Here is a 21,696-nt window from a genome sequence, read left to right as displayed (position 1 = left end):
AAAATTTTATATAATAATTTATTTTATTTGAAACATCTGTGGTGTTGCAAGGTTAAGTAATTAAGCGTATACGGTGAATGCCTTGGCAGTCAGAGGCGATGAAGGACGTACTAATCTGCGAAAAGTATCGGTTAGCTGATAAGAAGCGTTTTAACCCGGTAATTTCCGAATGGGGAAACCCGATGAATATAAATTCATCATTTCTATTTGAATACATAGAATAGAAAAGCAAACCAAGAGAACTGAAACATCTAAGTACCTTGAGGAAAAGAAATCAATTGAGATTCCCTAAGTAGTGGCGAGCGAAAAGGGAACAGCCTAGAGATAAATTGTTTAATATTTTTTAGTAGAATGAATTGGAAAATTCAGCTATAAAAAGTGATAGCCTTGTATACGAAAAAAAATTTTTAACAATCTCAAAAAGTAAAACGGGACACGAGAAATCCTGTTTGAATATAGGGGGACCATCCTCTAAGGCTAAATACTCCTGACTGACCGATAGTGAACTAGTACCGTAAGGGAAAGGCGAAAAGAACCCCGGTTAGGGGAGTGAAATAGATCCTGAAACCGTATACGTACAAGCAGTAGGAGCTTCTTTTAATAGAGAAGTGACTGCGTACCTTTTGTATAATGGGTCAGCGACTTGTATCCTGTAGCAAGGTTAACCGAATAGGGGAGCCGAAGGGAAACCGAGTCTGAAACTGGCGTTTATTTTTAGTTTCAGGATACAGACCCGAAACCCGGTGATCTAGCCATGGACAGGTTGAAGGTTGGGTAAAACCAACTGGAGGACCGAACCGACTAATGTTGAAAAATTAGCGGATGATTTGTGGCTAGGGGTGAAAGGCCAATCAAACCGGGAGATATCTGGTTCTCCCCGAAAGCTATTTAGGTAGCGCCTCGTAAATTCATCTTTGGGGGTAGAGCACTGTTTTGGCTAGGGGATCATCCCGATCTACCAACCCAATGCAAACTCCGAATACCAAAGAATGTTATTACGGGAGACACACAGCGGGTGCTAACGTTCGTTGTGGAAAGGGAAACAACCCAGATCGCCAGCTAAGGTCCCAAAATCATAGTTAAGTGGTAAACGATGTGAGAAGTCATAAACAGCCAGGATGTTGGCTTAGAAGCAGCCATCATTTAAAGAAAGCGTAATAGCTCACTGGTCGAGTCGTCTTGCGCGGAAGATTTAACGGGGCTCAAACTATGTACCGAAGCTGCGACAATATTTAATTTTATTATTTAAAAAAATAAATACATTATATTTTTAAATTATTAAAAATAATGTTGGGTAGGGGAGCGTTCTGTAAGCTGTAGAAGATGTACTGTAAAGTACATTGGAGGTATCAGAAGTGCGAATGCTGACATGAGTAACGATAAAGCAGGTAAAAAACCTGCTCGCCGAAAAACCAAGGTTTCCTGTCCAACGTTAATCGAGGCAGGGTAAGCCGATACCTAAGGCGAGGCCGAAAGGCGTAGTCGATGGACAACAGGTTAATATTCCTGTGCTTAATATTACTGTGATGGGGGGACGAAGAAGGTTAAATCATCCAGGCGATGGTTGTCCTGGTTTAAGCGTGTAGGCATGAAGACTAGGAAAATCCGGTTTTCTTTAAACTGAGGCGTTATGACGAGTTATTAAAAATAATAACGAAGTGATCTATACCATACTTCCAAGAAAATCCTCTAAACTTTAAAATAATATTAAATCGTACCCAAAACCGACACAGGTGGTTAGGTAGAGTATACCAAGGCGCTTGAGAGAACCCAGGTGAAGGAACTAGGCAAAATAGTGCCGTAACTTCGGGAGAAGGCACGCTAACATGTAAGTGAGAAGATTTTCTCTTTTAGCTGAAGTTAGTCGAAGATACCAGCTGGCTGCAACTGTTTATTAAAAACACAGCACTGTGCAAACACGAAAGTGGACGTATACGGTGTGACGCCTGCCCGGTGCCGGAAGGTTAATCGAAGGGGTTAAGAATATTTCTTTCTAAAGCTCTGAACTGAAGCCCCGGTAAACGGCGGCCGTAACTATAACGGTCCTAAGGTAGCGAAATTCCTTGTCGGGTAAGTTCCGACCTGCACGAATGGCGTAATGATGGCCAGGCTGTCTCCATCTGGGACTCAGTGAAATTGAAATCGCTGTGAAGATGCAGCGTACCCGCGGCAAGACGGAAAGACCCCGTGAACCTTTACTATAGCTTGACATTGAGTATTGAAATTTAATGTGTAGGATAGGTGGGAGGCTGAGAATTTGATTCGCTAGTTTCAAAGGAGCCAACCTTGAAATACCACCCTTTAAATATTAGTATTCTAATCCAGTACCGTTATCCGGTACGGAAACAGTGTCTGGTGGGTAGTTTGACTGGGGCGGTCTCCTCCCAAAGAGTAACGGAGGAGTACAAAGATTGGCTAATTACGGTTGGAAATCGTAAGGTTAGTATAAAGGTATAAGCCAGTTTAACTGTGAGCGTGATAACGCGAACAGATGCGAAAGCAGGTCTTAGTGATCCGGTGGTTCTGTATGGAAGGGCCATCGCTCAACAAATAAAAGGTACTCCGGGGATAACAGGCTGATACCGCCCAAGAGTTCATATCGACGGCGGTGTTTGGCACCTCGATGTCGGCTCATCACATCCTGGGGCTGAAGCAGGTCCCAAGGGTATGGCTGTTCGCCATTTAAAGTGGTACGCGAGCTGGCCGGGGATAACAGGCTGATACCGCCCAAGAGTTCATATCGACGGCGGTGTTTGGCACCTCGATGTCGGCTCATCACATCCTGGGGCTGAAGCAGGTCCCAAGGGTATGGCTGTTCGCCATTTAAAGTGGTACGCGAGCTGGGTTTAGAACGTCGTGAGACAGTTCGGTCCCTATCTGCCGTGGGCGTTGGAAGATTGAGAGGATCTATTTCTAGTACGAGAGGACCGAAGTGGACGTATCACTGGTGTTCGGGTTGTTATGCCAATAGCATCGCCCGGTAGCTACATACGGAAAAGATAAGTGTTGAAAGCATCTAAACACGAAACTTACCTCAAGATTAATCTTCCCTGAAGCTTTTTAAAAAGTTTACTGTAGGGACGTTGGAGACTACGACGTTGATAGGCTGAATGTGTAAGCATAGCAATATGTTGAGCTAATCAGTACTAATGACCCGAGAGACTTAACCTTGCAACACCAGAGATGTTTTTAAAAATTAATTTTAAAAATATAAATTTATAATAAAAATATAATAAAATATATTGAATATAATAAATCGTTAACTTGATGAAAACCGATTTTTTTATTAAATATTAAAATATTTTATATTTTATAATTAAAATTTTACTCATAAAATAATAAAAATGTCTGGCAAAAATAGTGTAGTGGAACCACCTGAAACCATACCGAACTCAGAAGTGAAACGCTATAACGCCGATGGTATTACAGGGTCTCCCTGTGTGAGAGTAGGACATTGCCAGACAAAAAATTACTTTTAATTACAAAAATTATTTATTTAAAATAAATAAAATTATACTTAAAACATATAATATTATTTATTTTAAGTATTTTATTTTTTAATTAAAATATTAAACAATGTTTAATATATATTTTATAATGTTAAAGGTAATATAGATGTCCAAGATTAAAGGTAATGTTAAGTGGTTTAATGAGTCTAAAGGTTTTGGTTTTATTACTCCTGAAGATGGAAGTAAAGACGTTTTTGTACATTTTTCAGCTATCCAAAGCAATGGTTTTAAAACATTAGCAGAGGGTCAAAGCGTTGAGTTTGAAATCACTGAAGGGGTAAAAGGTCCATCCGCTACTAACGTTATCAGTTTATAATTAAAAGTTAGCTTCAGTTATATCTTATATAATCTCAATTTCATTTGATATAGACAAAACTGAGTCTATTTCAAATGAAAAAAAATAAATTAAAAAAAATCCCTATTAATCAATAATCTAATTAGAAAAATAAAATTATGTTTATAAAACTTTGTTTTTTAGTATATATAGTATGTAAATTACATGATTAAATGTAATGTTTTTACAATACTAACTTAACCATATTAATTTTACTTAACTCGAAATATAATTTTTCTATTTGAGTAAAATTTTTTGCAAAAATAGTAACAGAAATAGATATATAGTTACCTTTGTTGCTTAATTTAGTTTGTGGAGAGTAATCTCCCGGTATATATGTTTGAATTACTTTTATTACTTTGTTTACTAATTCAGGATTGGATAATCCAATTACTTTATATGTAAAAGAACATGGTAAAGTTAACATTTTTTCTAAATTAGTTTTCATAAAATTACCTCATTTTTTGATATTAAAATCATTTTATTTTAAAAAATTTATTTTTTATTAAAATTAATTAATAACATACTACTTTATTTTTTAATATAATTATAATAATAAAATTTTAGTTATAAAAATAAAAATTTTATTATAATATTATAATATATTATTTATAAAAATAAATAATTTATTTATTTTTGTTTTACAGTTAATATTTACGATTTAATTTATAAAGAGACATAGTATGTTAAAAATTTTTAATACATTAAATAATGTAATACAAACTTTCCACTCTTTTAAAAATAAAGTAGTTAATTTATATGTTTGTGGTATTACACCATATGATTTTTGTCATATAGGACATGCTCGAGTATTTATTTTTTTTGATATTGTAATCAGATATTTTAGATTTTTAGGATATAAAGTAATATATATAAGAAATATTACTGATATTGATGACAAAATTATACAAAAATCAATTCAAAAAAACACAACATGTCAGGATATTACCAATTCTATTATTTATCAAACTCTTTGTGATTTTAATAATTTAAACATAATACCTCCTAATAAAGAACCAAAAGTTACAGATAATATTGAAAATATTATTAAAATGATAAAAACTCTGTTATACAGAAATAATGCATATGTTTCTGATAATGGAGATGTTTGTTTTTCCGTAGATAGTTTTAATAAATACGGAAAACTTTCGAATCAAAAAATTAATAATTTAAAAAGTACTATTAATAATAACAAAAAATTAGATTTTGTTTTATGGAAAAAAGTTTCAAATAAAAACTATCCCTATTGGGAATCTCCATGGGGTATAGGAAGACCTGGATGGCATATAGAATGTTCAGCAATAAATTGTTTTTATTTTAAAGAAAATTGCGATATCCATGGTGGTGGCATAGATTTATTATTTCCTCACCATGAAAATGAAAAATCTCAATCGGATTCTTATTTAAAGAAAGTTCATGTAAACTATTGGATGCATGTAGGAATGGTTTTGATTAAAAATCAAAAAATGTCTAAATCATTAAATAATACTAAAAAGTTACATGATTTATTATTAAAATATGATTCGGAAGTTATACGATATTATATTTTATCTCGTCATTACAGAAAACCTTTATATTATCATGAATCTGATTTAATAAAATCAAAAAAATCTTTAATACGTTTATATAATTCTCTACAAGGTTTTAATTTATCTTTTTCTAAAAAATATATTTTAAAAAAAAATTTTTCTAGTTTATCATTTGAAAAATATATGAATTTAGATTTTAATACTCCGCATGTGTTTTTAATTTTATTTAAAATATCAAAAAAAATTAATATATTAAAAAATATAAATATAAAAAAAGCAAAAAAATTAGCGTATAAGTTAAAATTTTTAGGAAATATTTTAGGATTATTATTTTATCATCCTGAAGATTTTTTAAAAAAAGAATTAAATAAAAATGTTTTAAGCTTTAAAAAAATTAATCTATTAATTTATTATAGAAATATATATCGAAATTTAAAAAATTGGAGTAAATCTGATACAATAAGAAAAAAATTATTGGATTTAAATATAAAATTAAAAGATTCAAAATATACAACTAATTGGTATTATACCGATTAATTTATAAATTAATTTTTTAATTATAAATAATTTTTATAAAATTTATATTTTATTAATTATAAATAATTAATAATTTCTTTATTTTTTTCATATATTTGAATTGTATTTTTTAATAAAGCGGTAATTGTCATAGGTCCGACTCCTCCTGGAACAGGAGTAATTAAAGATGAATTATGTATAGCAGATTGAATATCTACATCTCCTACTATTTTTCCATTTTTATCTTTGTTTATACCAGCATCAATTACGATAGCTCCTTTTTTTATATATAAATTATTTATAAATTTTGGCTTTCCAATAGCAACAATTAATAAATCTGCTTTTTTAGTATGATCATATAAATTTTTAGTGAATCTATGTGTAACAGTAGTTGTACAACCAGCAAGCAGTAATTCTAAACTCATAGGCCTTCCTACTATATTGGATGCACCTAAAATAACAGCATTTAATCCATGAGTTTTTATTTTATATTTTTTTAAAATCATCATAATACCTTGAGGAGTACAAGGTCTTAATTTAGGTGTTTTTTGCAATAAACATCCAATATTGTAAGGATGAAATCCATCTACATCTTTTTTAGGAGAAATACTATTAAAAATTTTTTTAATAGAAATATTTTTAGGTAAAGGTAATTGTATTAAAATTGCATCTACAGAAGTATCATTATTTAATGTATGAATAATATTTATTAATTCTTTTTCTTGTATTGTTTCTTTGAATTTTAATATACGAGAAGTAATACCTATTTCTTTACATGCTTGTTTTTTATTTTTTACATATATTATAGAAGAAGGATCGTTTCCTACTAATAATACTACAATAGATGGTTTACGATTTCTATTAATAATTAACTTTTGTAATTTTTTTTTTATTTTTTTTCTTATTTTTTGAGAAATTTTATTTCCGTCGATTATTTTTTTTTTCATATTTTTATTTTTTTTAATATTTTTTGTTTTGTTTATATAGAAAATATAGTATAATTTAAAATCAATAAAATTTGTTTATTTATAAAAAAGAGCACTCTTAGCTCAGTTGGATAGAGCAACGGCCTTCTAAGCCGTATGTCACAAGTTCGAATCTTGTAGAGTGCACCAATAAAAACTATTTTATAAATACTTTTTTTATGAAATTAGATATTTTATTAATTTTATTATTTGCATTTATTTTAACTAATTTTATTTTTTTGTTTTTTTTAAAAAAATTTAAAATGGAAAGTTTATATTTTTCATATTCTTTAATTCTTTTTTTTGTAACTATTTCATTATCATCTTCTCTTTTAGATAACAATTCCTGCGTAATATCATCTTTTCCGTATTGTATTGGAGGTGAAAATGTTTTATGATATATCCTCCCGGAAGCAAGATGTATTCTTCGTCCTGTTATTCTTTTTAAAATATTTTCTTCTGATATAACAAATTCCAGTATATAATTTATTTCTATATTCGCAGATTCTATTGAATCTGCTTGTTTAATAGTTCTAGGAAATCCATCTAAAATAAATCCGTTGGTAACATTATTTTTTATTTTTTTTAATATCATTTTGGTAATAATTTCATCGGGAACTAATTTACCAGATTTGATATATGTTTGTATTTTTTTTTCTAAAATAGATTCATTTTTAGATTTTTTTTTTAGTAATTTACTAGCAGATATAATAGGTATTTTAAAAAGATTTTTTATAAAGTTAGCTTGTGTTCCTTTTCCACTTCCAGGAGGTCCTAGTAGAATAATTTTCATATCAATATTTCCATACATTTATATATATATTTTATAAAATAATTATAAGGTTAAAATTTTATTAATTCTTGTGATAAATTTGTTTGGGTTTTCCAAACTACCTTTTTCAATTAATAATGTCTGTTCAAAAAGAAATAATATCCATTCTTGTATTAATTGTTCATTTTTAATTAAAGATATTTTTTTTATGAGATCATGTTTAGGATTAATTTCTAATACATATTTTAATGGAGGTATTTTTTGTCCTGCAGAAGAAAATAATTTTGCCATTTGAGTAGTCATTTCATTAGAATCAGTTACTAGTACTGCTGGTGTATTAACTAATTTGTGTGTTATTTTAACATCAGTAATATCTTTTTTTAATAATAATTTTATTTTTTCTAATAAATTTATAATATTTTCATCAATTTTTTCTTTTTTATCTTTTTTTATTAAATTATCTATTGAATTATCTTGTTTATTTATTGATTGAAAATTTTTTCCATCAAATTCATGTATATAATTCATCATCCATTCATCTACTCGATCCGATAATAATAGAACATCTATAGATTTTTTTTTAAATAATTCTAAATGAGGACTATCTTTTGCAGATGTATAATTATCACTAGTAATAAAATATATTTTTTCTTGGTTAGGTAACATATTTTTTACATATTGACTTAAAGATATACTTTGTTCTATATTTTTATTATTAATAGATGTAAATCTTAAAAGATCAAGAATAATATTTTTATTTTCCATATCTTCAGCAGGTCCTTCTTTAAATATTATACCAAATTCATTCCAAAATTTTTGATATTTTTCTGGATTTTTTTTAGATATTTTTTGTAGTAAATTTAATGTTTTTTTAGTAATTGTTTTTTTTAGATTTTTAACAATTTTATTTTTTTGTAATACTTCTCTTGAAATGTTTAAAGGCAGTTCATTGGCATCTACTATACCTTTAACAAAACGTAAATAATTTGGTAATAACTGATTAGTATTTTCCATTATAAATACTTTTTTTATGTATAATTTTAATCCATATTTATTTTCTCTATTCCACATATCCCAAGGTGATTTTTTTGGTATATATAATAAACTTGTATATTCTATATTTCCTTCAACTTTATTGTGTATCCAAAATAAAGGTGGTTGTGTATCATTTGTAAATTCTTTATAAAAATTAATATACTCTTCTTTTTTTATTTCTGATTTGTTTAATGTCCATAATGCATTGGATTTATTTATTTGATTCCATATTATTTTTTTTTCTTTTTTTATTTTTTTTTCTTCATTTTTTTGTATTTCTTCATTTTTTTGTATTTCTTCATTTTTTTGTATTTCTTCATTTTTTTGTATTTCAACAGGAAAATTAATATGATCAGAATATTTTTTTACAATATTTTCGATTTTCCACAATTCTAAAAATTCTTTATCTTCTGTTTTTATATTTAAAGTTATTTTTGTACCAATGCTATTTTTTTCTTTTTTTTCAATAGAATAATTACCATGACCAGATGATTTCCATAATATACTATCTTGAGATTTTGCATGAATAGATCGTGTATGTACACAAACAGAATCAGATACTATAAAAGAAGAATAAAAACCCACTCCAAATTTTCCTATTAAAGATATATTTTCATTTTTGTTATTTTTCATTGATTCTAAAAATTTTTTAGTACCAGATTTAGCTATTGTACCTAAATTTTCAATTATTTCTTTTTCTGTCATTCCTATTCCATTATCATCAATAATTAATTCTTTATTTTTTGAATTAATAGAAATTCTAATTCGAAGAGGTTTGTGATTTTTTATATTTTTTTTAGATGTAATAGATAAAAAACGCAATTTATCTAAAGCATCAGATGCATTAGATATTAATTCTCTTAAAAAAATTTCTTTATTAGAATATAATGAATGAATCATTATATGTAATAGTTGTTTAATTTCCGATTGAAATTGATATTTTTTTATTTTTTTTGTTGTAGACATATTATTTCCTTAAATATATATATTTAATTTTTTTTTAAATTATATTCAATACTTTAAAATTTTTTTATGAAGAAGAATTAAAATTTGTAGGAAAATTTATTCCTGAAGAAATAGTAGACATTTTTTTATTTTTTTCTTCAGTAATTTTTCTTAATGCATCATTAAATGCAGCTACTACTAAATCCTCTAAAATATCTAATTCTTTTTTTATTAATAAACTTGGATCAATTTGAATTTTTTTACATTGATTATTTCCAAATAAAGTAACTTTTATTAACCCTGCTCCTGATTCACCTATTACTTCTAATTTTTCTATTTCTTTTTGCATAAATTGCATTTTTTCTTGCATATTTTTTGCTTGTTGCATTAAGTTTGTTAAATTATCAGATTTAAACATTATATACCTTATGAATAATTTTTATTAAAATATATTGATTTAAATATTGTTTTAAATATTTTTCAAGTAAATAGTATATTAAAAATAATTAATTTAGGTCTAAAAGTCTAAAAAATATCATTTCTATTCCTATTTTGGGATTTGGAGCTAATTTTAATTCTTTTTTTCCTATTATTAATATTTTATAATATAATTGAATTTTATCTATATGGCAATAATTAGATATTTCTTCTATTTTTTTTTGGTTTTCTGTATTCATATGCATAAAATTTTTTTTTGAATTATTAAAATTTTTTATTATAGCAATATGGTGTACTAATATAATCATTTCATTTAACAATTCTTCCCAATCTACATTTAAACTATCTATTTTTTTTATGCATTGAAATAATTTTTCTGTTTTTTTTAGAAAAATATTTTTAATAATAGAAATAATATTTTTTTTTTTTAACATACCAAATATATTTAGAACGTCAGCAGTAAAAATTTTTTCATTTCCCATAGAAATAGTTTGTTCTACAATACTTAATGCATCACGAATACTTCCTTCAGCTTTATCTGATATAATTTTTAATCCATTTTTTTCATATTCTATTTTTTCATGTCTTAAAACTTTTTTTAAATGTTGATATATTTCTTTTTTATTGATTTTTTTTAAATTAAAACATAAGCATCTAGAAATGATAGTATCCGGAACTTTTTTAATTATAGTAGTAGCTAATATAAATTTTACATGTTTTGGAGGTTCTTCTAAAATTTTTAATAATGCATTAAAACTATGATTAGATAACATATGCACTTCATCAATTAAGTATACTTTATAAATTCCTTTAGATGGAGAATATTGCATGTTTTCTAATATTTCTTTTATATCTTCAATTCTAGTGCGGGAAGCTGCATCTATTTCGATTAAATCAATAAAATTTCCTTTTTGTATTTCCATACAAGAAGAACAAATTTTACATGGATTTCCTGTTTTAATAAACTTACAGTTGAGCGATTTGGTTAATATTCTTGCTAAAGAAGTTTTACCTGTTCCTCTGGAACCATAGAATATCCAAGATTGATGAATTCGGAGAGAAGAAATACTATTTTTTAATGCTCGAACGATATATTTTTGTCCAACTATTTCGGAAAAAGATTGCGGTCTCCATTTTCTGGCAAGAATTTCATATTTCATAATTTATTAAATTTTTTATTTACAATTTTATTATAATATATTATTATGATAACATTAATAAAAAATAAAAAAATATTTTTTTAAATTTTAATAATTAATCTCTGTTAGTTCTTTAATTCTAATAATTTTGAAAAACAAGTCAGGTTCGGAAGAAAGCAGCTATTTCAAAAATTTTTTAGGTATTAAAAATTGCTAACAGAGATTTTTTTATATATACTATTTTTCTTCTTTTAATTGTAAATTATACATTTTCCAATATTTTTCCTTTTTTTTCATTAAATTAATATGATTACCTTCTTCTTTTATTTTCCCTTTATAGAAAAAAAATATTCTATCAGCATGTACTATAGTAGAAAGTCTATGTGCTATACTAATCAAAGTGGTTTTTTTACGAATTAAATCTAAAGTTTTTTGAATTTTTAATTCTGTTTCAGAATCAATATTTGAAGTAGCTTCATCTAATATTAATATCTTAGGTGGATTGACTAATACTCGTGCTAATGATAAAAGTTGTTTTTCTCCTGTCGATAAATTGTTTCCTTGTTCTTTTAAAATAGAATGTATTCCATTCGAATTTTCTTTAATAATAGGATCTAATTGTATTTTTTTTATAATTTCCCATATTTTTTTTTCTGAAATATTTCTTCCTAAATCTATATTATTATATATCGTATCAGCTAGAATTATAGGTTCTTGTTGAACTATAGATATACTTTTTCTTAGAGATTTTTTTGTAAGATTTTTAATAGAAATATCATCAATTAATATTTTTCCATTATAATTTAAATAATAACCCATTAATAAATGTGCTAAAGTAGTTTTTCCACTACCAGTACTTCCAACAAATGCAACAAATTCTTTTGGTTTAATATTTATATTAATATTTTTTAATATATTTGGATGATTTTTTTTATACGAAAAATTTAATTTTTTAATTTCTATTTTTCCATTTTTAATGTTATGATCAATTTTTCCATATTTTTGTTTTTTAGAATCAATAAGATTAAATACTCTTTCTCCTGATACAACAGATTGTTGTAATATAGATTGCTGATTTGTTATTGCAATTAACGGTTCGCTAAGACGTCCTAAATAATTTATAAAAGTGTATAAAATACTTATTTCGAACATATTTGTTGAATACAAACTAAGTAATGTCATTAAACCGCATAAAACTAAAGTAGTTAATAAACTTAATAAAGGTCTTAATAAAAATCCATCAAGTTTTAATATTTTCATGCGTAATAAATAATGTTGAAAGTTTATATTTTTAAGTTTTTTATAAAATTTTTTCTCTTGGTTAAATTGTTGAATAACATTCATTCCATTAATTATTTCATTAAAATTATTATTTATTTCAGCAAATAAAGATCTTGTTTGTCTTAATAAAGGAATACTATATTTTTGATAAATTATCATAACAATAATTACTATTGGAAACATACTAGATGCAATAATAGCCATTTTCCATTCTAGACTAAATATTGTAATGATCATTATAGCAATTAGTATTATACTTCTTATTAATGTTGGTACAACAGTATCATATAATTCTTTAATATTTTCAGTATCATTTGTTACCTTAGAAATAATTTGTCCTATAGATTTTTTATCAAAAGTATAAATAGGTTGGTTTAATGCTGCTTTCATGGTATCTGTACGAATAATTTGTATAATTCTTACTGATATTTTATTAATTATAATACTTTCGATAAAACTTAATATAGCAGCACTTATTTGAAAAATAATAAATCCGATTATTAAAAATAGCATCAGTGTTTTATTAATATTTTTAAAATTAATTATTTGTTTAATGAAAACACTAATTAGTAAAGGACATAATATTTCAAATACAGATGCAAAAGTTAATAATATTAACGCAAATATTAATGATTTTTTCCATACAATTCCATATTTTAATAATCTTTTTAGAGTATTCCAAAATTTTAAGGGTTTATTTTTTATATTATTTTTCATTTTTATTAATTTAAATTTTTCCTAATTCTATTTCTATTTTTTGGTTATTAAAGGTATGTTGATACCAATTTTTTTCTTGAATTAATTTGTCATGTATTCCTTTTTGAATTATCATACCATTTTTTATTACAATAATTTTATCTGAGATATGTAATGAAGATAATCTATGAGCAATAAAAATAATTGTTTTTTTATTATTTTTTTTCCATAAAATGATATTATTTAAAATTTTTTTCTCAGTTATTCCATCTACAGCAGAAAATGAATTATCCAATATTAGTATTTTAGAATTAAAAAGCAAAGCTCTGGCAATTGTAATTCTTTGTTTTTGACCTCCTGATAGCATAATTCCTTTTTCACCTACTTCGGTATAGTATCCTTTAGGAAATTTTATTATTTCTTCATGAATGTTAGCTATTTTAGATACTTTTTGAATTTCTTGATATGAAGCATTAGGATTTCCTAACGCAATATTATTATAGATAGTATCAGAAAATAAGAACGTATTCTGATTTACGATAGATAGAGAATTTCTCCATTCTTTTTCATCTATATCAAATATAGAAGTACAATCATATAAAATATTTCCCGTATATTTTTTATAATTATTTTGTATAATTTTTATAATAGATGTTTTTCCTGATCCAGTAGGTCCACATATTCCCAATATTTTTTCGTTTGTAATGTTAAAAAATATATTTTTTAATATTTTTTTAGATTTTATAGAATGTTTAAATTCTTTTATATTTACTGTAATTTTTTTAAAATTTTTAGGTATTTTTATTTTTTTATTATTATCATATTTTTTTTCATAAGATATTATTTTTTGTATTCTTTCCCATGCTGCACTGCCTCTTTCTACTATATTAAACATCCAAGCTAGCGCTAACATAGGCCATATCATTAATCCTAAATACATGATAAAACTAGTCAATTGACCAAAAGTTATTATTTTATTTGAAACTAACCATCCTCCATATATTATTGCAATTAAGTTAGATGCAGATATTGATATATGAATTACAGGATCAAATTTAGAATCTACATTTGCTACTTCTATATTTTTTGATCCTGCTTTTTCTGCTATAATTTTAAATTTTTTAAATTGATTGTTTTCTAAACCAAAAGATCGTATCATTCTAATACTGCTAAGACATTCTTGTGTATGATCATTTAACATAGAAAATGATTTTTGTGACGATAAAAATTTTTCGTATAGTTCTTTTCCAAATTTTTTAATAATTAACGCCATTATTGGCATAGGAATTAAAGAAATTAATGTTAATTTTAAACTTATTTGAGAACACATAACAAAAAAAACAGAAATTCCCATTATTAATGAATCAACTAATGTTAAAACACCTTCTCCTGCTGCGAAAACTACTTTATCTACATCATTTGTAGCTCTAGTAATTAAATCTCCTGTTCTATTTTTTAAATAAAATTTATTTGATTTTTTACTTAAAGCAGTAAAGAATCTCATTCTTAATTCAACTGCTAATTTATATGAAGCTCCAAATAGTAATACTCTCCATATGTAACGAAAAATATAAATATGTATTGCAATTATCAGCATTAATATAATATAAGGTATAACTGTATAGTTTTTAGATGTTTGATTTATGATTAAATCAACTATTTTTCCTATTATTTTTGGAGGAAATAATTGTAAAATCGCAATTATGAGTAATAATATTACAGATCCTAAATAACGTTTCCATTCTTTTAAGAAGTACCATTTTAATTGATTGAATAATTTCACATAACTCCTTATTTATAGTATATAAATTTTTTTATATATTTTTTTATATAAAAAAATATTTTTACTTAATATATAAAAATTATATTTTTATATATCAAATATTAAAAATATATTTTACAATTGATTTGTTAAAAATTTTTATAGTTTTTATTTAATTATTTTTCTGATATTCTATTAAAGATTTTTTATATAAAATATCAAATAAAATATTTAAAATATTTATTTTTTTATTTTTTAACAATATTTTGACAATTTTTTTGATTTTTTCTTCAGAAAATTTTTTATAGTCATTCTTATATAAAATTATAATTTTAATATTATTATTAATATTACTAGTAATTAAATATATAATTCTATTTTTTTTTGGAATAGGTTGTTGAAATACTAATGATTTAATTGGTTTATTATCATATCTATGTATAATTTTTTTTTTACTAAAATTAAAATAATTTTTATTTTTTTTACTAGATGATTTTAAAACATTAATTATTTTTAATGCGTATTTTTTAGATTTTTTCTCAGCTTGATAATATCTGATTATATTTTTAATGATTTTTTTTGATTCTAAAAATGTTTTATTTTTTTTGTTTTTGGTTTTATAAAATTCTAAAATATAATATTTTTTATTATTATTTAAAAATAAAAATTTATTTTTATTATTGTTTATTTTAAATATTTTATTTTTTTTGTTATTAAAATTGAATTTTTTATAAATTTGATTTTTGCTTAACCATTTTGTTTGTAAATAAGGTATTTTGGTTATTTTAGATAATTTATGTATATTATATGATTTTAAAAATAATAATTTTAATATTTTTTGTTTATATTTTTTAACATAATTTTTTAATTTTTTTTCTAAAATTTTATTTTTTATCATATAATTTTTTTGATTATTTTTTTTTATATTTTGATATTTTTTTCCATTTAGTTTAAAAACTAAAAAATTATTTTTATATTTAACAATGTGAATTTTTTTATTTTTTTCTTCTATGTTTACTTTTTTTATTTCTTCAGGAATATATCTTAATGGAAGCCATCCTAAATTACCTCCTTTTTTAGCAGAAATAAAGTCTATAGATTTTTTTTTTGCACAATCTTCAAACTTATTTCCATTATTAATTTTTTGTACAATTTGTTCTGATTCTTTTTTTGTTTTTAATTGAATAACAGAATAATTTCTTTTTTCTTGAACAAAAATTTTATTTTTTTTTTTTAAATATAATGGAATAATTTCTTTATTTATATATTTATAATTAAATAATTTCTTTTTTTGAATTTTTATAAATCGAATTTTATATTTTTTAGGATAATAAAAAATTTTTTTATATTTTAAATAAAAATTTATTAAATTTTTATTTTTTATTTTATTTTTTTTAAAAAAAGAAAAAATATTTATATTTTTAGTTCTAATTGTTCTTGTTTCAGATAATAATTTTAAAATTAAATTTTTTTCATAATTTAAAATATTAGTATTTTGAATCAAGTTATTCAAAAAACTATTTCGAATCAATTGTTTTTGTATAAAAGTTTCATATTCTTGTATATTTATTTTTTTTTTTTTTTAAAAAATTTAAGTAATTTTCATAATTAAAAATTTTGTTTTTAGAAAAATTAATATTATTAAGAATATTTTCTTGAATTTTATTTTTATTAATTGAAAAATTAATTTTTTTTAAATAATTATTTAAAATTATTTCATGAATTATTTTGGATAATATTTTTTTTTTATTTTGTTTTATATAATTTTTATTATTAATAATATTTTTAAATTGTTCTCCAAATATTTTTTTTCTTTCTATTTTTTGTATTTTATATAATTCTATAATTGTATTTTTTTTAATTTTAATATTATTTATTTTAGCAATTGTATTTTTATTCATATGTTTAAATAAAATAATAGTATTATCAATAATAATTGCAATTATTATTATAAATAATATCAATTTAATTATATTTTTTTTAGAACAAATTTTTAAATAATTCATTTTAATTTTTTTTATTCCATTTTTATTAAAAATATATTTTTATAAATAAAAATTTTTTAGTACTATAATAATTTTAAGAAATATTTAAAATATTTTTTAAATATTTCTTAAAATTTAAAATTATAAAAAATTATATTTTATTTTTATAGAATTGATAATAACATATTTTATAAATAAATATAAAGCTGGCAATATTCGATGCCAGCATCATTGATTATTATAATATACAAAATAAAAAATTATTGATCATAAGGATTTTTTTCTAATGAATATTTTAATACTTCCCTAATTGTTTTTACAGGGTATATATTTAAATGTTTTGTTATATTTTTAGGAATATCTTCAACATTTCTTAAATTATCATAAGGAATCAATACTGTTTTAATACCTCCCCTGTGAGCAGCTAGAATTTTTTCTTTTAATCCTCCAATATTTAAAATATGACCTATTAAAGTAATTTCTCCAGTCATAGCGACATCTGATCTAACAGGAATTTTAGTTAAAGAAGAAACTAATGCAGTACACATAGAAATTCCAGCACTTGGTCCATCTTTAGGAGTAGCTCCTTCTGGAACATGAACATGTATATCACATTTTTCATAGAAATCTTTTTTTATTCCTAATATTTTTGATTGTGATCGAACTACTGTTAAAGCAGCTTGTATAGATTCTTGCATAACTTTTCCCAAAGAACCTGTTAAAATTAATTTTCCTTTTCCTGAAATACATGCTGTTTCAATATTTAGTAATTCTCCACCAACTTCTGTCCATGCCAATCCAATAACTTGTCCTATTTTATTAATATTATTGGTTTTTCCATAGTCAAATTTTTTTGTTCCTAAATATTTTTTTAAATTTTTATTATCGATTACAATATTTTTTATTTTTTTATCTAAAAATATTTTTTTTACAACTTTTCTACATATTTTAGATATTTCTCGTTCTAAATTTCTAACTCCAGATTCACGAGTATAATATCTGATAATATTGGTTAATACTTCTTCATTTAAAGTTAATTCATTTTTTTTAATTGCATTTCTTTTTTTTTGTTTTTCAATTAAATAATTTTTAGAAATATTGATTTTTTCTTCTTCTGTATAACCAGAAATTTTAATAATTTCCATTCGATCTAATAATGGTGAAGGTATGTTAGTAGAATTGGAAGTAGCAATAAATAAAACATTGGATAAGTCAAAATCGAGCTCTAAGTAATGATCATTAAATGTAAAATTTTGTTCTGGATCTAATACTTCTAATAAAGCAGATGCTGGATCAACACGTATGTCATTAGACATTTTATCTATTTCATCTAATAAAAAAAGAGGATTTTTCACTTTTACTTTTGCCATTTTTTGAATAATTTTTCCTGGCATAGATCCAATATATGTACGTCTATGCCCTCTTATTTCTGCTTCATCTCTAATTCCTCCAAGTGCAATTCTAATATATTTTCTACCAGTAGCACGAGCTATCGATTTTCCTAAAGATGTTTTACCAACTCCTGGAGGTCCGACTAAACATAATATAGGACCTTTAGATTTTTTGGTTCTATTTTGAACTGCCAAATATTCTAAAATTCTTTCTTTAACTGTATTCAATCCAAAATGATCTTGATCTAGTATTTTTTTAGCTTTTGCAATATCCTTTTTTATTTTACTTGAATTATTCCATGGTACTTCTAAGATCCAATCTATATAACTTCTTATTACAGAAGCTTCTGCAGACATAGAAGACATCATTTTTAGTTTTTTAAATTCAGAATGTACTTTTTCTTTTGCTTCTTTTGTCATTTTTGTTTTTTTTATTTTATTTTTTAATTTTTCATATTCGTCAGGAATATCTTCAATATCTCCTAATTCTTTTTGAATGGCTTTGATTTGTTCATTTAAATAATACTCTCTTTGACTTTTTTCCATTTGTTGTTTAATACGTATTCTAATTTTTTTTTCTATTTCTAATAATTCTATTTCTGATTCTATTTTTTTTATTAAATATTCTAATTTTTTTTTTATATCAAAAGTTTCTAAAATAGATTGTTTTTCAGAAATTTGTAAAGGGATATTTGCTGCTATTATATCTGATATTTCTTCTGCTTGATTATTTTTTTTTAATGATTCGAGTATATCTACAGGTATTTTTTTATTAATTTTTGTAAATTTATCAAATTTTTCTATTGCGATTTTTATTAATACTTTTTGTTCTTGTGTTATTTCGGTAGGTGAATAATATATTTTTTTTATTGATGCAGTAAAATAATTTTTATCATCATTAATACTTTCAATAATTGTACGATTAATACCTTGTACTAATATTTTGATAGTTCCATCTGGTAATTGAAGCATTTGTAAAATTAAAGAAATTGTTCCAATATTAAATAAATCAGTTGAAAGGGGTTTATCTAATGAAGGATCTTTCTGTGTTACTAATATAATTTTTTTATCATTTTCCATAGATTTTTTAATACATTGAATAGACTTTTTTCTACCTACGAATAATGAAATAACCATTTTTGGATATACTACTATATCTCGCAATGGTAATACAGGTATTATAATTTTTTCAGGAGAATTAAGATTCATAGAAATTTCTCTTTAATTATTCTAATATTATTTAGTACTATTTTTCAATAAAATAAATAATATAATTTTTTTTTAAATAAAAAATTAAAAATATCAATTTTATACTGTTCAATAATTTTATTTTTATATATATAAAAATAATTTATTTATTTTGTATTATTGTATTTTATATCATTTATTTTATTTTTTTTAAAAGTGATTAAGGGATTTTTATTTTTATTTACCACAGATTTATCAATTAAAACTGAATCTACATTTTTTAATGACGGTAAATTATACATTGTTTCTAATAATATATTTTCTAAAATAGATCTTAATCCTCTTGCTCCTGTTTTTGTTTTAAGAGCTTTTTTTGCAATTGCTGTTATTCCTTCTTTATCAAATTTTAATTTTACACCATCTAATTGAAATAATTTTTTATATTGTTTAGTTAAAGAATTTTTTGGAAGACATAGAATGTCACTCAGATCTTTTTCTTTTAATTTTTGTAAAGTGGTAATAATTGGTAATCTTCCAATAAATTCTGGTATTAATCCAAATTTAATTAAATCGTCTGATTCTACATCTTGTAAAGTATTATTTTTTTTATTTTTATTTTTTCGTTTGTTTAAAATAGCGTTAAATCCAATTTTTGTGCCTTTCGATATTCTTTTTTCTATTATTTTTTCTATCCCTGTAAAAGCTCCTCCACATATAAAAAGTATATTATAAGTATTAATTTGAATAAATTCTTGATTAGGATGTTTTCTACCTCCTTGAGGAGGAACTGAAGCTGTAGTTCCTTCTATTAATTTTAATAATGCTTGTTGTACTCCTTCCCCTGATACATCTCTTGTAATAGAAATATTATCTGATTTTCTAGAAATTTTATCAATTTCATCTATATATATGATTCCTTTTTCTGCTTTTTTAATATTAAAATTACATTTTTGTAATAATTGATGTAAAATATTTTCAACATCTTCTCCTACATATCCTGCTTCTGTTAATGTTGTTGCATCAGATACAACAAATGGAACATTTAATATTTTTGCTAGTGTTTCTGCAAATAAAGTTTTTCCGCTACCTGTAGGTCCAATTAATAAAATATTACTTTTTCTTAATTCGATATCTTCTATTCCAGTATTATTATATTTAATATTTTTTTTATAATGATTATAAACTGCTACTGATAATATTTTTTTAGTTTTTTTATGACCGATTATATATTCATCTAGTTTTTCTTTTATTTTTTTTGGAGTTAAAAATTTTTTTGTTTTCTTATCTTTTTTTTCTTTATTTAATTCTGTAATAATTATACTGTTACATAATTTTACACATTCATTACATATAAATATAGAAGGTCCAGATATTAATTTTTGTACTTCTTTTTGGTTTTTTCCACAAAATGAACAAATTAAAACTTTTTTATTAATTTTATTATTTTCATCGTTCATTCTATCTAATCCTCTTTATTGTGAAATAAATATTTTTATAAACATTTTTAATATAATTAAAATTAAATTTTTTATTTATTTTTAATAAAATTAAAACAATTATTTTCTTTTAGTTAAGATAGCATCTATTAAACCGTATTTAATAGCTTTTTTTGCTGATAAAAAATGATCTCTTTCAGTATCTTTTTCAATTTCATTGATTGATTTTTTTGTATGAAATGAAATAAGTTTATTCATTTTCTTTTTTATTTTGATAATTTCTAAAGTATGGATTTCGATATCTGATACTTGTCCTTGAAATCCACCTATTGGTTGATGAATCATAATACGAGAATTTGGTAGAGAAAATCTTTTTCCCGGAGTTCCAGAACATAATAATACAGCTCCCATTGAACAGGCTTGTCCTATACAAATTGTACTAATAGGAGGTTTAATAAATTGCATAGTGTCATATATAGACATACCAGAACTAATTACACCTCCAGGAGAATTAATATACAAATAAATTTCTTTTTCAGGGTTTTCAGATTCTAAAAACAATAGTTGTGCAACAATAATGTTAGCCATATAATCTTCTATATTTCCAGAAATAAATATAATTCTTTCTTTTAATAGTCTAGAATATAAATCATAAGATCTTTCTCCTGAATGTGTATGCTCTATAACCATAGGTATCAAATTCATTTGATTTTTATTTTTTGTTAATGATGAATGATAATTCATATTATATTCCTAATTGAATTAGTTGAATTTA

General features: G+C 23.7%; 15 protein-coding genes, 1 tRNA gene, 2 rRNA genes and 1 other RNA gene. 6 read left to right on the top strand and 13 right to left on the bottom strand.

Annotation, left to right across the window (positions count from 1 at the left end; all coding sequences use genetic code 11):
* Positions 1 to 50 precede the first annotated feature (50 nt).
* The 3 genes from RJU59_RS01905 to cspE all read left to right on the top strand — a co-directional run bounded on the left by RJU59_RS01905 (position 51) and on the right by cspE (position 3,825).
* Positions 51 to 3,171, top strand: a 23S ribosomal RNA gene (locus RJU59_RS01905).
* 176 nt (positions 3,172 to 3,347) lie between these two features.
* Positions 3,348 to 3,463 (top strand): 5S ribosomal RNA (gene rrf / locus RJU59_RS01900).
* A gap of 152 nt (positions 3,464 to 3,615) precedes the next feature.
* On the top strand, positions 3,616 to 3,825 hold the full coding sequence (cspE, locus tag RJU59_RS01895; RefSeq protein WP_158353696.1) for a transcription antiterminator/RNA stability regulator CspE: 210 nt from the start codon (positions 3,616 to 3,618) through the stop codon (positions 3,823 to 3,825).
* A gap of 202 nt (positions 3,826 to 4,027) precedes the next feature.
* On the opposite strand, the gene ybeD is transcribed toward cspE, so the two are convergent.
* Positions 4,028 to 4,291: a DUF493 family protein YbeD gene (ybeD, locus tag RJU59_RS01890; RefSeq protein WP_343128518.1), complete on the bottom strand. Its 264-nt coding sequence runs from the start codon at positions 4,289 to 4,291 to the stop codon at positions 4,028 to 4,030.
* 235 nt (positions 4,292 to 4,526) lie between these two features.
* Here ybeD and cysS point away from each other — a divergent pair, with 235 nt between their 5' ends.
* Positions 4,527 to 5,909 (top strand): cysteine--tRNA ligase, encoded by a 1,383-nt coding sequence (gene cysS, locus RJU59_RS01885; RefSeq protein WP_343155100.1) that lies wholly within the window; start codon positions 4,527 to 4,529, stop codon positions 5,907 to 5,909.
* A 56-nt stretch (positions 5,910 to 5,965) separates the two neighbouring features.
* On the opposite strand, the gene folD is transcribed toward cysS, so the two are convergent.
* Entirely contained in the window at positions 5,966 to 6,835 is an 870-nt protein-coding gene (folD, locus tag RJU59_RS01880) for a bifunctional methylenetetrahydrofolate dehydrogenase/methenyltetrahydrofolate cyclohydrolase FolD (RefSeq protein WP_343155099.1), read from the bottom strand.
* A gap of 91 nt (positions 6,836 to 6,926) precedes the next feature.
* Between folD and RJU59_RS01875 the strand changes: the two genes are divergently transcribed.
* Positions 6,927 to 7,003, top strand: a tRNA-Arg gene (locus RJU59_RS01875).
* Between the two features lie 7 nt (positions 7,004 to 7,010).
* Here RJU59_RS01875 and RJU59_RS01870 read toward each other — a convergent pair.
* From RJU59_RS01870 to dnaX, 4 genes are all read right to left on the bottom strand, one after another.
* Complete coding sequence (locus RJU59_RS01870; protein ID WP_343155098.1) at positions 7,011 to 7,646, bottom strand: adenylate kinase family protein; 636 nt, start codon at positions 7,644 to 7,646, stop codon at positions 7,011 to 7,013.
* A gap of 42 nt (positions 7,647 to 7,688) precedes the next feature.
* The gene (gene htpG, locus RJU59_RS01865; RefSeq protein WP_343155097.1) at positions 7,689 to 9,626 is read right to left on the bottom strand and encodes a molecular chaperone HtpG; all 1,938 of its coding nucleotides are present in this window, start codon (positions 9,624 to 9,626) and stop codon (positions 7,689 to 7,691) included.
* A 64-nt stretch (positions 9,627 to 9,690) separates the two neighbouring features.
* Positions 9,691 to 10,023 (bottom strand): YbaB/EbfC family nucleoid-associated protein, encoded by a 333-nt coding sequence (locus RJU59_RS01860; protein ID WP_343128512.1) that lies wholly within the window; start codon positions 10,021 to 10,023, stop codon positions 9,691 to 9,693.
* A gap of 88 nt (positions 10,024 to 10,111) precedes the next feature.
* Positions 10,112 to 11,203, bottom strand: a complete 1,092-nt coding sequence (dnaX, locus tag RJU59_RS01855) for a DNA polymerase III subunit gamma/tau (RefSeq protein ID WP_343155096.1) — start codon at positions 11,201 to 11,203, stop codon at positions 10,112 to 10,114.
* A 102-nt stretch (positions 11,204 to 11,305) separates the two neighbouring features.
* Here dnaX and ffs point away from each other — a divergent pair.
* Positions 11,306 to 11,404, top strand: an RNA gene (ffs, locus tag RJU59_RS01850) — signal recognition particle sRNA small type.
* A 15-nt stretch (positions 11,405 to 11,419) separates the two neighbouring features.
* Here ffs and RJU59_RS01845 read toward each other — a convergent pair.
* From RJU59_RS01845 to clpP, 7 genes are all read right to left on the bottom strand, one after another.
* On the bottom strand, positions 11,420 to 13,180 hold the full coding sequence (locus RJU59_RS01845; RefSeq protein ID WP_343155095.1) for a SmdB family multidrug efflux ABC transporter permease/ATP-binding protein: 1,761 nt from the start codon (positions 13,178 to 13,180) through the stop codon (positions 11,420 to 11,422).
* A 10-nt stretch (positions 13,181 to 13,190) separates the two neighbouring features.
* Positions 13,191 to 14,942: an ABC transporter transmembrane domain-containing protein gene (locus tag RJU59_RS01840; RefSeq protein ID WP_343155094.1), complete on the bottom strand. Its 1,752-nt coding sequence runs from the start codon at positions 14,940 to 14,942 to the stop codon at positions 13,191 to 13,193.
* 151 nt (positions 14,943 to 15,093) lie between these two features.
* Positions 15,094 to 16,425 carry a peptidylprolyl isomerase gene (locus tag RJU59_RS01835; RefSeq protein ID WP_343155093.1) on the bottom strand — a complete coding sequence of 444 codons (1,332 nt, stop codon included), beginning with the start codon at positions 16,423 to 16,425 and terminating at the stop codon, positions 15,094 to 15,096.
* 46 nt (positions 16,426 to 16,471) lie between these two features.
* A complete protein-coding gene (locus RJU59_RS01830; protein WP_343155092.1) occupies positions 16,472 to 16,927 on the bottom strand; it encodes a SurA N-terminal domain-containing protein in 456 nt (151 codons plus the stop codon).
* 239 nt (positions 16,928 to 17,166) lie between these two features.
* A complete protein-coding gene (lon, locus tag RJU59_RS01825; protein WP_343155091.1) occupies positions 17,167 to 19,506 on the bottom strand; it encodes an endopeptidase La in 2,340 nt (779 codons plus the stop codon).
* Positions 19,507 to 19,652: 146 nt separating this feature from the next.
* A complete protein-coding gene (gene clpX / locus RJU59_RS01820) occupies positions 19,653 to 20,942 on the bottom strand; it encodes an ATP-dependent Clp protease ATP-binding subunit ClpX (protein ID WP_343155090.1) in 1,290 nt (429 codons plus the stop codon).
* A 99-nt stretch (positions 20,943 to 21,041) separates the two neighbouring features.
* Entirely contained in the window at positions 21,042 to 21,665 is a 624-nt protein-coding gene (gene clpP, locus RJU59_RS01815) for an ATP-dependent Clp endopeptidase proteolytic subunit ClpP (RefSeq protein ID WP_343155089.1), read from the bottom strand.
* Positions 21,666 to 21,696 lie beyond the last annotated feature (31 nt).

It is taken from the genome of Buchnera aphidicola (Kurisakia onigurumii) (assembly GCF_039394605.1).
In the GTDB taxonomy this organism is placed as follows: domain Bacteria; phylum Pseudomonadota; class Gammaproteobacteria; order Enterobacterales; family Enterobacteriaceae; genus Buchnera_I; species Buchnera_I aphidicola_B.
This window is presented reverse-complemented; position numbering and strand designations above follow the sequence as displayed.

What these genes read in the sequence shown, in the direction of transcription:
- cspE (WP_158353696.1), top strand. Translation starts at nt 3,616, where the DNA reads ATGTCCAAGATTAAAGGTAATGTTAAGTGGTTTAATGAGTCTAAAGGT.
- ybeD (WP_343128518.1), bottom strand. Translation starts at nt 4,291, where the DNA reads ATGAAAACTAATTTAGAAAAAATGTTAACTTTACCATGTTCTTTTACA.
- cysS (WP_343155100.1), top strand. Translation starts at nt 4,527, where the DNA reads ATGTTAAAAATTTTTAATACATTAAATAATGTAATACAAACTTTCCAC.
- folD (WP_343155099.1), bottom strand. Translation starts at nt 6,835, where the DNA reads ATGAAAAAAAAAATAATCGACGGAAATAAAATTTCTCAAAAAATAAGA.
- RJU59_RS01870 (WP_343155098.1), bottom strand. Translation starts at nt 7,646, where the DNA reads ATGAAAATTATTCTACTAGGACCTCCTGGAAGTGGAAAAGGAACACAA.
- htpG (WP_343155097.1), bottom strand. Translation starts at nt 9,626, where the DNA reads ATGTCTACAACAAAAAAAATAAAAAAATATCAATTTCAATCGGAAATT.
- RJU59_RS01860 (WP_343128512.1), bottom strand. Translation starts at nt 10,023, where the DNA reads ATGTTTAAATCTGATAATTTAACAAACTTAATGCAACAAGCAAAAAAT.
- dnaX (WP_343155096.1), bottom strand. Translation starts at nt 11,203, where the DNA reads ATGAAATATGAAATTCTTGCCAGAAAATGGAGACCGCAATCTTTTTCC.
- RJU59_RS01845 (WP_343155095.1), bottom strand. Translation starts at nt 13,180, where the DNA reads ATGAAAAATAATATAAAAAATAAACCCTTAAAATTTTGGAATACTCTA.
- RJU59_RS01830 (WP_343155092.1), bottom strand. Translation starts at nt 16,927, where the DNA reads ATGAATTATTTAAAAATTTGTTCTAAAAAAAATATAATTAAATTGATA.
- lon (WP_343155091.1), bottom strand. Translation starts at nt 19,506, where the DNA reads ATGAATCTTAATTCTCCTGAAAAAATTATAATACCTGTATTACCATTG.
- clpX (WP_343155090.1), bottom strand. Translation starts at nt 20,942, where the DNA reads ATGAACGATGAAAATAATAAAATTAATAAAAAAGTTTTAATTTGTTCA.
- clpP (WP_343155089.1), bottom strand. Translation starts at nt 21,665, where the DNA reads ATGAATTATCATTCATCATTAACAAAAAATAAAAATCAAATGAATTTG.